Origin of the sequence: Streptomyces sp. NPDC059373, assembly GCF_042751495.1 — a bacterium.
GTDB lineage: Bacteria > Actinomycetota > Actinomycetes > Streptomycetales > Streptomycetaceae > Actinacidiphila.
Window position 1 is genome coordinate 1 of the sequence record NZ_JBHYXC010000083.1, and the last position, 10,112, is coordinate 10,112.

Genomic DNA, 10,112 nt, shown 5'->3' on the forward strand with positions numbered 1-10,112 from the left:
TGCCGGGACTCTCAGGGTCGGTCAGGGTCGCGCCGGCCAGTATTCCGGAGTGCGCGCACGCTCAGCCGTCGGCCTGCTTCCGGGTGGCGGCCTGCTTCCGGGCCGGCTTCTTGGGCTGCGGGAGGTGGCTTCGCAGCCCCTCGATGATGAAGCCCAGCCCGGATTCGAATTCCGCGTCCGAAGCGAAACTGACGCTCCAGTATTCCTGGGTCCGCTCCAGGCCGGGGTACGAACGCTGGTCCTCCGGCTTCTCCGAGGCCCAGATGGGATCGGAGCCGTGCCACAGGAACCGGGTCTCCTGCTCCCCGGTGCGCTCGAACAGGCGCATCTTCTGGACGCACCCCTGCGTGTAGACGGACATGGCCATGTAGCCGCGCGCTGCCGTCGCGGGCTCGAAACCGGCGTCGAGCAGGATCGACACCTCCCGGTCGATCCGGTCGAGGAAGAGCGTCCGCGGACGTACCGTGCTGAGCTGGTTCCGGAAGATGAGGAAGTCGCACAGCACGGGGTTGTCGTGGAAGATGCGCCGCATCTCCCCGAAGTAGCAGCGGCAGTGCTCGTCCCAGGGCAGCCCGGAGTAGTCGGGCAGCTGACTGAGGAACCTGTCGGACGCCACGACGAGCATGGCGTCGAGCAGCTCTTCCTTGGAGCGGTAGTACCAGTAGAGGCTGGTCACGCCGACGCCGAGCCGACTGGCGAGTTTCGGCATGCTCAGCGCGTCGAGGGAGTCCTCCTCGGCCAGCGCGAAGGCGGCCTCCAGGATACCTTCGCTGCTGAGCGAGCCCCGGGGCCGACGGCCCGACTTCGCCGGGGTGTTCACCTTGCTGGTGGCGCGTGGCATGCGATAGCCCATCCCGTACTGATGTTGACGTGGCCTTTATAGTATGCCCTTCGACTCGCCGTCCGCTCCGCTATCCGCCGGTGCGTGTGCCCCTGGCCCCTTCCACCGGCGAGGCCCCGCCCGCCCGACCGCAGCGCCGGGCGGGCGGGGCCCGGAACGCCTAGCGGACGGTCAGGTCGGCGACGAGGTTCCGCCGCAGCAGCTTGCCGGTCGCAGTGACCGGCAGCTCTTCGATGAACGTCACCAGGTCGGGAGTCTTGGATCCGCGCAGCCGGGCCCGGACGTGGGCCCGGATCTCTTCGGCGGTGCACTCGTGCCCCTGCTTGACCACGACGAACGCCGCGATGCGCTGGCCCCACTCCTCGTCCGGGACGCCGACGACGGCGCAGTCGAGCACGGCCTCGTGCGTGGCGACGGCCTCCTCGATCTCGGCGGGAGCGATGTTCTCGCCGCCGCGGATGATGGTGTCGTCGGCCCGGCCCTGGATGAACAGGTACCCGTCCTGGTCGAGGTAGCCGAGGTCGCGGGTGGGGAACCAGCCCCGGTCGTCGAAGCGGCTGCCGCCCTCAAGGTACTCGCCGGCCACCTGCCCGCCCCGGACCACGATGTCGCCCACCACCCCGGGCTCGCACGGCCTGCCGTGCTCGTCCTGGACCTCGATCGTGACGTGGGGCAGGGCGCGGCCGACGGAGCCCAGCCTCAACCGCACCTGGGGGTCGTCGCCGACCAGCGCTTCCCGGTGGTCCTCGGGACCGAGGACGGCGATCGAGGAGGAGGTCTCCGTCAGCCCGTACGCGTTGACGAAGCCCGTCTCGGGAAACAGTCGCAGCGCGTCGGCGATGACCTTCGCGGAGACCTTGGCGCCGCCGTACGACAGGGAGCGCAGGGAGGCCGGCGCGGCGGCTCCGGACTCCTGGAGCTCCCGTACGATACGGGTGAGCATGGTCGGGACGACCATCGCGTGGGTGATCGCCTGCGTGCGGACCACCTCCAGCCACTCGGCGGCGGTGAAGTGGTCCAGGTAGACGATCCTGCGCCCGGCGTACAGGTTCGACAGCAGGTTCGCGACCGCGGCGATGTGGTACGGCGGGACGCTGACGATGGTGGCGTCGGTCTCCTCGGCCGAGGCGAATTCCACCGAGCCGAGGATGTACGACGTCAGGTGGCGGTGCCGCAGGACCGCGCTCTTGGGTGCGGCCGTGGTTCCGCTCGTCATCAGCAGCACGGCGACAGCTTCCTGGCCCTCGCCGGACAGAGTTGTGTCCGCCGTGGTGCGGGCGCAGCGGTCCAGGAACTCGTCGAGGACGAACGCGGGCAGGCCGGGGGCGAGCCGCTTCGCGCGCTCCAAGGCGTCGGTGAGTACGACGGCCCCCTCCTGACGCGCCAGGATCTCCTGCAACTGGTCATCGCTCAGGCGGTAGTTCAGCGGCAGGAAGGGCACGTGCGCCGCCGCGGCGGAGAACAGTGCCACGGGGAAGGCGGGTCCGTTCCCGCCGAGGTAGACGACCGTTCGGGCGCCCATCCCCTTGAGGACGTGGCCGCCCGTCGCCGCGCGGTCGCGCAGTTGGGTTCCGGTGAGGCCGCCCCCGCGTTCGCCGACGAGGACACGGTCGCCCATTCCGGCGGCGACCATATCGAGCAGGGTCAACAGATCCATGGGGTTCTCCGGTCAGTCGGATGCGGGCAGCGGCTTGGCGGACTTGAGCGCGAGTTCGGACCCGTTGAACGTGAGCGGTCCCGGGCCCGGCTTGACGCAGAGCAGTTCGAGCCCGGACGGCTCGTGCTCGTAGCGCTTGCCCAGCGCGACCGCGGGGCTGTCGGACGGCACCGGAGCGGGACTGCCCCCGGCGTCGCTCGTCATCTCCACCCCGCCGCAGTACACCGCGCCTTCGACGCCGGGCGCGCGGACCACCACGACCTCGCACGTTGAGGCCGCACTGCGGAGCTGGCTACCGACGGTTAGTGGCATGAGGTCTCTCCTTCGCCCGATAGGACCGGCGCTGCGACATGCGACCGGCAACAGCGGCTCGACCGCTTATAACAAGATATACCGTAAGCACTACGATAGGAAGGTCGCCAAACCCTCGGCCGCTCTGGACGACCGTGGCCGCGCCCCCCGCGGGGACGCGGCCACGGTCGTGCTGCAGTTCTCAGGGCGTGGCGACGGCCCGGCCCGGATCGGCGCGGGCGTGGGTCCGCCCGACGCTCAGAGGATCGCCCTCAGCTCCTTGGCCTCGGCGATCTCCGCCCAGCTCACGCCGGCTTCGACCAGCAGGGTCTCGGTGTGCTCGCCGTACTCCGGGGCGCGTGCGGACTGGGGGCGGGTCTCGTTGAACTGCACGGGGTTGGACACCACGTGGTATTGGCGTCCGAGGCCGTCCTTGTTCGGCACGAGGTATTCGTTCGCGATCGCCTGCGGATCGGTCAGGACCTCCTGCGGGCTGGCGATCACCGACCAGACGCCCTTCTCGTCGGCGAGCACCTTCGTCCAGTGTGCGAGGTCCTGCGCGGCGAACGTCGCCCGCAGCAGGTCCACTGCTTCGTCGGAGTTCTTGATCAGGTTCTGCGAGGGGGTGAACCGCTCGTCGTCGGCCAGGTCCGCACGCCCGATCCGGACGCAGAAGTCGTGCCAGAAGCGGTCGGGCTGGAGGAAGACCAACTGGATCCAGCGCCCGTCCCTGGTCCGGTACCGGTTGGTGACCGGGTTTACCGCGCTGCCGGGCGCGGGGACGGGGGTCCGGTCGACGCCGAAGAACTCGGCCGCGAGGATGTCCGGGGCCATGGTCCACATGGCTTGCGCGAGGAGCGAGACGTCGACCACGCTCGGCTCGCCGGTGCGTTCGCGGTGGAACAGCGCCCCGGCGATCCCTCCGGCGAGCGACATGCCGCTGGGCAGGTCACCGAATGCCGCCCCCTGGGAGAACGGGAACTCGGCCCCCGGGGGAGTCAGGGCGTACGCGACGCCTCCGCGCGCGGTGAAACTGGAGGAGTCGTAGCCACCCTTGTCGTTCTCCGGACCGCGCGGCCCCTGGCCGGACCCGCGGGCGATGATGATCTTCGGGTTCATCGCGCGGATGTCCTCGACGTCGAGCCGCGCCCGGGCCCGGGGGCCGGGAAGCCAGTTCGTCAGGAACACATCGGCCGACGCGATCAACTGGGCGAACATCTCCCGGCCCTTGTCCGACTTCAGGTCGAGGCCGATGCTTCGCTTGCCGCGGTTGGTGATCTCCATCATGTAGTCCGCGTCGACCGCGGCGTTCTCGCGCCGCAGGCCGCCAACCACCAGGCTGCGCGTGGAGTCGCCGCCGCGGGTGTCCTCGATTTTGACGACGTCGGCGCCCCAATCGGCCAGGACCGCTCCCGCGGCGGGCACGAAGGCCCAGGAGGCGAGCTCGACGACCTTGACGCCGTTCAGGATTCCCTTCATGCGGGCCCTTCCCTCTGCGATTGCCCGGTGACCGGCCGCTCGGTTGCTCGACCGGAGAGGCAGGGCGACCAGCCGCCCGCCTTTGAGGAAGGTACTACCATAATAGTTACCGTAAGGGAATCGCCAGGGCTGTGAAGGGGGTTGTCCGACGTCCGGGCCAGCTGCCGGACAGACTGCCCATAGTCGTATCGAAAACATTGCTGTAAGAGGTACGGTATGTAAAACTTGCGGTCCCTGCGCACTGCGGCCTCGGCGGCTTTGCGTGCCACTTCGGAGGTGACGATGGACAAGCCGGCTCCGGTCCCGGACCAGTTCAGCGCTTTCTACTGGGAGAACGCGGCCCAGGGGCGCCTGGCGCTGCAGGCGTGCGCGGAATGCGATCACGTGCAGTTCCCCCCCAACGCGGTGTGTGAGAACTGCCAGTCGCCGTCCCTGTCGGCAAAGCCGACGAACGGACGCGGCACCCTGTACGCGATGACCGTGATGCGGCAGGCGTTCCACCCCGCCTGGGCCCACGACCTGCCCTACGTCATCGCCCAGGTGGAACTCGACGACGCACCCGGGATCCGCATCCAGACCAACATCGTCCAAGCCGACCCCGCCGATCTCAAGGCCGGCGACCCCCTCGAAGCCGTCTTCGAACAACGCGGCGAAATGACACTGCCCCAGTTCCGCCCCGCCCACCAGAACGGAACCTGAACCATGGCCTTCGGAGCCCGCGCCACCGCCGTCGTCGGCGTCGGCTACTCGACCATCCACCGGGAGACGGGTATCGACTCCCGGCCGCTCGCGGTGACCGCCGCCAAGCAGGCGATCGAGGACGCCGGGCTGACGAACGCGGACATTGACGGGATCTTCGAGTACCCGGGACAGGGCACCCAGATCGCCGTCGAGATGCAGCGGATGCTGGGCATCCGCGACCTGGCGGTGTTCGGCGACAACTCCGCCTCGGGCCCCTCGGGGCTCGCGGCGGCGCAGAACGCCGTGATGGCGGTCGCGTCCGGTGCCTGCGAGACCGCCCTGGTGTTCAGGTCGGTGACCCGCGAGTGGGGCCAGCAGAGCGGGAAGGAACAGTTCCCGCCCGCCGACGGGCCGGCCCAGTTCCTGGCACCCTACGGAGACTACGGCGCGGTCATCCCCTCCATGGGCATGCGCAAGTACCGGCGGTTCGTCGACCTCGGCGGCAGCGAGGAGGACTACGGCCACGTCGCTGTCAACGCCCGCCGCTGGTCCGCCCTCAACGACCGGGCCGTCCTGCGGACCCCGATCACCATGGACGACTACCTGTCCTCTCGCTACATAGCGGAGCCGTTGCGCCTCTTCGACTGCGACTACCCGGTGACCGGCGCCTGCGCCACGGTGATCACGTCCGCCGAGCGGGCCATGGACCTTCCCAGGAAGCCGGTCGTCATCGACGCGATGGCCCAGGGAACCGGTTCCCGGCCGAGCTGGAGCTTCGCCGACGACCTCGTCTTCGGCGGCACCGTCGGCTGCGGAAACCGGTTGTGGGAGCGCTCGTCGGTGACGCCCCAGGACGTCAAGGTGGCCGAGCTCTACGACGGCTTCACGCACATCACGATCTCCTGGGTGGAGGCTCTGGGCCTGTGCGGCATCGGCGAGTTCGGGGACTGGGTGGACGGCGGCCGGACGATCGGCCCGGGTGGCCGCCTGCCGCTCAACACCAACGGCGGACAGCTGGCCGAGGGCCGGCTGCACGGTCTCAGTTTCCTCAACGAGGCGGTGCTCCAGCTGCGCGGTGAATGCGGCGACCGTCAGGTCGTCGGCGCCGACGTCGCCGTCGTCGCCAACGCGCACGGACCGCAGTGCGGGGCCATGGTTCTCACCTCCTGACGGTGCCCAAGAAGGAAGAAGGAGGCCGGGTCCATGCGGTTCGGTTCCGAAGCAGGCAGACAGACGTCCGGCTCCCCGGGTGTGCCCGACGGCGACTCCGCGCCGGGGGGACCGGCGCCGATCCGGCGCGGCTCGATCCGCCGCACCACCACCCTCGACGCGCGCCCCGACGGCACCTGGAGCGCGGGGACGCTGGTCGACGCGCGGGGCAGGGACCTCCTCGCCGACGACGCGGGACGCACCCGCGACCACGCGACGCACCGGTTCCGCGCCCGGGTGGACACGGACGGCACGTTGCGGGACGCCGCGGACACCGGCGACGCGGACGACGGCCGGCTGCCGGCCGAACTGGTCGGGACCGACTCCCGTCGCGGGTTCCGCCGCGTGCTCGCGGCGCACTTCGGTCCGGCCGGCGGCGACAGCCTGCAGGCCGCCCTGCTCGACGACCTGCCGGGTATGCGGATCATCTCCGGCTACGCCCAGTTGCAGGAGCACGCGCCCGCGCGGGCCGCACTTCGCCGGCCCGCCCCGTTGATCGGGGTGTGCGCGGGCTGGATCGCCGACGGCACCGCCGTCACGTCGGGCGAGGCCCTCCCCGGCATGCTCACTTCCCGTCCGATCGCCCCCGACCTCGTCGGCGGGGACGAACGGGTCTGGCACGCCGATCCCCCTCCACCCCGGTCGGGGATGCGGCGGCGACGTCTGATCGAGGTGACCCCCGACGCGGTTACCGGCGTGTACGGATACTTCCGCGACACGTACTGCCGCCCCGACGGCACCGAGGTCGTCATCCACGAGTACGAGATCACGGCGACCGTGGCGGTGGCGGGCGACCGTCAGGTGGTGCTGGACCTGACGGCGCGCCCCGGCGCGCTGCCGTTCCCGGAATGCCCGGCCGCAGCCGCGGCGGTCGTACGCCTGCACGGAGTGCCGATCGGCGAGGTCGAGCCGGAGGTCCGCCGACGGCTGACCGGCCCCCATGGCTGCACCCATCTCAACGACCTGCTGAGGACACTCCGCCTGGTCGGGCCCATGACCGCGCTCTTCCGTGCCACGTACGGGGAGCCAACCCAGCGACCGAAGGAGTCCGCGTCGTGACCGCGACAGACGAGCTGCGCCGCTACCTCGATGCCCACCTGCCCGCTTTCCGTGAACAGTGGGGCGAGCAGCCGGGGTTCGAGGGAAAGCTGGCCTGGCAGCGCATACTGCAGCAGGGCCGCTGGGTGGCCCCCCAGTGGGCCGAGGAGTTCGGTGGCCGCGGCCTGGATGTCGTGGAGGCCCTGGCCTGCAGCGAGATCCTGGCGGAGTACGGGGCCCCCGGCACCGCCGGCATCTACGGCGTGGCCAATGTCGGTCCCACCATCGCCCAGTGGGGAACCGAGGAGCAGCGCCGCCACCTGCCGGCCATCCTCGACGGAAGCGAGATCTGGTGCCAGGGGTTCAGCGAGCCCGGCACCGGCTCCGACCTGGCCGGGCTGCGGACCCGCGCTGTCCTCGACGGCGACGAGTTCGTCATCGACGGCCAGAAGATCTGGACCTCGGACGGCGTGCGTGCCTCGCACATGCAACTCCTGGTCCGCACGGACCCGGACGCGCCGAAGCACAAGGGCATCTCCGCCCTGCTGGTCCGGCTCGACACCCCCGGCATCGAGCGCAATGCCATCCGGCAGATCACCGGGGAGTCCGAGTTCGCGGAGGTGTTCTTCACCGGGGCCCGCGTCCCCGTCAGCAGCCTGCTCGGGCCGGTCAACCAGGGCTGGGGCGTCACCATGACCACACTCGGCCACGAGCGCAGCGGCGTCGTGACGCATGCCTCCCAGATCCAGCGGCAGGTGGAGGCAGCAGTGGACTCGCTGCGCTTCGACCGGACCGGACGGGAGCTCCCTCCGCTACTGCGTGACGAGTTGGTGCGGCGTTGGGTGGAGGGCCGGGTCGTGGGTGTCCTCGGGCAGCGGTCCCTGGCGTCGATCCGGGCCACCGGCCAGCCGGGACCGGAGCAGTCGATCATCAAGCTCGAGTGGAGCCAGTTCGGCCAACGGCTCGCGCAGACCCGGCTCGCCCTGGGCGGCCTGGGCGCGGCCGCAGGCCCCGACGACGAACTGATGACGGACTACCTGCGCGCCCGCGCCTCCACGATCGCCGGCGGCACCACCGAGGTGATGAAGAACATCCTCGCCCAGCGCGTCCTCGGACTGCCGTCCTGACCACGCCCGGCCTTCCTGGGCCGTCCAATACCTTAGGGAGAACCGATGGATCATGAACTCGCCCCCGAAGTGAGCGAGCTGCGTCGCACCGTGCGGGCGTTCCTCGAACGCAAGTCGCCGGAGAGCGCCGTACGCGGGGTCGTCGACGCGGGTCTCGGACACGATGCGGAGGTCTGGGACCAGCTCGCGCGGCAACTCGGCCTGCACGGCCTTCTCGTCCCCGAGTCGCTCGGCGGCCAGGGCACCTCGTTCGTCGAGATGGGTGTCGTACTGGAGGAGATGGGCCGGAGCCTTCTGCCCGGCCCCTTCTTCTCCAGCGCCGTCCTCGCCGCGAGCGCGCTGACGGCGTCCGGTGACGACGAACTCGCCGCCGAACTGCTCCCGGCCATCGCCGCCGGAACCGCGATCGTGACCGTCGCGTTCTCCGAGGGGCTGACCGGGCGGTCCGGCGAGTCGACGGCCGTCGCCTGCCGCACCGAGGGGAAGTGGCTGCTGAACGGTCAGGTCGAGGTGGTGCTCGACGGCCGGTCCGCCGACGTCCTCCTCGTCGTCGCCCCGGTGGACGCCGAACTCGGTCTGTTCGCCGTGCCGGCGGGCAGCGCCGGGCTGGAGCGCACGGCGCTGGCCGTGCTCGACCTGACGCGCGAGATGGCCCGGGTCGGGTTCACGGACGTCGAGGCGCGGCGGATCGGCGGGGACTTCACCTCGGGACAGCGCCAGGTGCTGGCCCTCGGGGCGGCTGGCGTCGCCGCCGAACTCGCCGGGGCGACGCAGAAGGTCCTGGAGATGGCCGTCGACTACGCCAAGGTCCGCGAGCAGTTCGGGAAGCTGATCGGGTCGTTCCAGGCCGTCAAGCACCTGTGCGCCGACATCTTCGTCACCGCCGAGTCCGCCACCGCGGTCGCCCGGCACGCCGCCCGGGTGGCCGTGGAGGACCCGGACGGGCTGGCGGAGGCAGCCGGCCTGGCCAAGGCGTACTCCAGTGAGGCGTGCACGCTGGCCGCGGAGCGGAACATCCAGGTCCACGGCGGCATCGGGTTTACCTGGGAACACCCGGCCCACCTGTACCTGCGCCGGATCAAGTCGGGCGAACTTCTGTTCGGCGACTCTGCCTACCATCGCGAAAAGCTTGCCGTGCTACTGGGTCTCACCGCCGGTCCCGCCGCCAGTCCCGCCGCCGGACCCACTGCTGACCCCGCAGCGCGGCCCGCGCCGGCCGAGCCCGTGACGGTGTGAACGTGGACGCCCATGAAGTGGCACTCGCCGCGATCCGGGTGGTGCTGGGCGTCATCATGATCGCCCACGGGTACAACCACTGGCACGGAGGCGGCCGCATCGCCGGCACCGCCGGCTGGTTCGAGAGCCTGGGGCTGCGGCACGGAAAGCTCCAGGCCTGGGCCAGTGTCGTCACCGAGATCGGTGCCGGAGCGGCCGTGGCGGTGGGGTTCCTCACCCCGTTCGCCTGCGCTGCGGTCATCGGCGTGATGGCGGTCGCCGGCCTCCTCGCGCACCGGACGAACGGCTTCTTCGTGTTCAAGGAGGGGTACGAATACGTCCTGTTGATCGCCGTAGTGGCGGCCGTGCTGGCGGCTCTCGGACCGGGCACCGTGTCGGTGGACCACCTGATCGGTACGGAGCTGACCGGTTGGGCCGGCGGGGGCGTCGCCGTGCTGCTGGGCGCGCTCGGCACCGCAGTCCTGCTCGGGCTGACCTGGAGGCCCGACCGCAGCGACGACGCACGCTGAAGCACCGCCACGGTGCCGGTACCGCCCGCGGGCGGTACCGGCAC

At 70.7% G+C, this 10,112-nt stretch carries 10 protein-coding genes; 6 read left to right on the forward strand and 4 right to left on the reverse strand.

The genetic code is table 11. The features are described from left to right. Positions 1-61: 61 nt before the first annotated feature. The 4 genes from ACFXJ5_RS40715 to ACFXJ5_RS40730 all read right to left on the reverse strand — a co-directional run bounded on the left by ACFXJ5_RS40715 (position 62) and on the right by ACFXJ5_RS40730 (position 4,268). Positions 62-841, reverse strand: a complete 780-nt coding sequence (locus tag ACFXJ5_RS40715) for a TetR/AcrR family transcriptional regulator (RefSeq protein WP_384643443.1) — start codon at positions 839-841, stop codon at positions 62-64. A 160-nt stretch (positions 842-1,001) separates the two neighbouring features. Further along, positions 1,002-2,498 carry a class I adenylate-forming enzyme family protein gene (locus tag ACFXJ5_RS40720; protein ID WP_384643445.1) on the reverse strand — a complete coding sequence of 499 codons (1,497 nt, stop codon included), beginning with the start codon at positions 2,496-2,498 and terminating at the stop codon, positions 1,002-1,004. A 12-nt stretch (positions 2,499-2,510) separates the two neighbouring features. Next, the gene (locus tag ACFXJ5_RS40725) at positions 2,511-2,810 is read right to left on the reverse strand and encodes a hypothetical protein (protein ID WP_384643448.1); all 300 of its coding nucleotides are present in this window, start codon (positions 2,808-2,810) and stop codon (positions 2,511-2,513) included. Positions 2,811-3,047: 237 nt separating this feature from the next. Next, the gene (locus ACFXJ5_RS40730; protein ID WP_384643452.1) at positions 3,048-4,268 is read right to left on the reverse strand and encodes a CaiB/BaiF CoA transferase family protein; all 1,221 of its coding nucleotides are present in this window, start codon (positions 4,266-4,268) and stop codon (positions 3,048-3,050) included. A 282-nt stretch (positions 4,269-4,550) separates the two neighbouring features. Here ACFXJ5_RS40730 and ACFXJ5_RS40735 point away from each other — a divergent pair, with 282 nt between their 5' ends. The 6 genes from ACFXJ5_RS40735 to ACFXJ5_RS40760 are packed head-to-tail and all read left to right on the forward strand — an operon-like array spanning position 4,551 to position 10,068. Next, positions 4,551-4,967 (forward strand): Zn-ribbon domain-containing OB-fold protein, encoded by a 417-nt coding sequence (locus ACFXJ5_RS40735; RefSeq protein WP_384643455.1) that lies wholly within the window; start codon positions 4,551-4,553, stop codon positions 4,965-4,967. 3 nt (positions 4,968-4,970) lie between these two features. After that, positions 4,971-6,119, forward strand: coding sequence for a thiolase family protein (locus ACFXJ5_RS40740; RefSeq protein WP_384643458.1), 1,149 nt, complete (start codon positions 4,971-4,973; stop codon positions 6,117-6,119). Positions 6,120-6,152: 33 nt separating this feature from the next. Beyond that, positions 6,153-7,217, forward strand: a complete 1,065-nt coding sequence (locus tag ACFXJ5_RS40745) for a DUF2889 domain-containing protein (RefSeq protein WP_384643461.1) — start codon at positions 6,153-6,155, stop codon at positions 7,215-7,217. Further along, positions 7,214-8,323, forward strand: coding sequence for an acyl-CoA dehydrogenase family protein (locus ACFXJ5_RS40750; protein WP_384643464.1), 1,110 nt, complete (start codon positions 7,214-7,216; stop codon positions 8,321-8,323). Before ACFXJ5_RS40745 ends, ACFXJ5_RS40750 begins: the two co-directional genes overlap by 4 nt. A gap of 45 nt (positions 8,324-8,368) precedes the next feature. Beyond that, complete coding sequence (locus ACFXJ5_RS40755) at positions 8,369-9,559, forward strand: acyl-CoA dehydrogenase family protein (RefSeq protein WP_384643467.1); 1,191 nt, start codon at positions 8,369-8,371, stop codon at positions 9,557-9,559. Between the two features lie 2 nt (positions 9,560-9,561). Continuing rightward, positions 9,562-10,068: a DoxX family protein gene (locus ACFXJ5_RS40760; RefSeq protein WP_384643470.1), complete on the forward strand. Its 507-nt coding sequence runs from the start codon at positions 9,562-9,564 to the stop codon at positions 10,066-10,068. Positions 10,069-10,112 lie beyond the last annotated feature (44 nt).

Excerpts from the sequence above, each read along its gene's own strand:
- ACFXJ5_RS40725 (WP_384643448.1), bottom strand. The coding sequence starts at position 2,810 with ATGCCACTAACCGTCGGTAGCCAGCTCCGCAGTGCGGCCTCAACGTGC.
- ACFXJ5_RS40745 (WP_384643461.1), top strand. The coding sequence starts at position 6,153 with ATGCGGTTCGGTTCCGAAGCAGGCAGACAGACGTCCGGCTCCCCGGGT.
- ACFXJ5_RS40720 (WP_384643445.1), bottom strand. The coding sequence starts at position 2,498 with ATGGATCTGTTGACCCTGCTCGATATGGTCGCCGCCGGAATGGGCGAC.
- ACFXJ5_RS40755 (WP_384643467.1), top strand. The coding sequence starts at position 8,369 with ATGGATCATGAACTCGCCCCCGAAGTGAGCGAGCTGCGTCGCACCGTG.
- ACFXJ5_RS40735 (WP_384643455.1), top strand. The coding sequence starts at position 4,551 with ATGGACAAGCCGGCTCCGGTCCCGGACCAGTTCAGCGCTTTCTACTGG.
- ACFXJ5_RS40740 (WP_384643458.1), top strand. The coding sequence starts at position 4,971 with ATGGCCTTCGGAGCCCGCGCCACCGCCGTCGTCGGCGTCGGCTACTCG.
- ACFXJ5_RS40715 (WP_384643443.1), bottom strand. The coding sequence starts at position 841 with ATGCCACGCGCCACCAGCAAGGTGAACACCCCGGCGAAGTCGGGCCGT.
- ACFXJ5_RS40730 (WP_384643452.1), bottom strand. The coding sequence starts at position 4,268 with ATGAAGGGAATCCTGAACGGCGTCAAGGTCGTCGAGCTCGCCTCCTGG.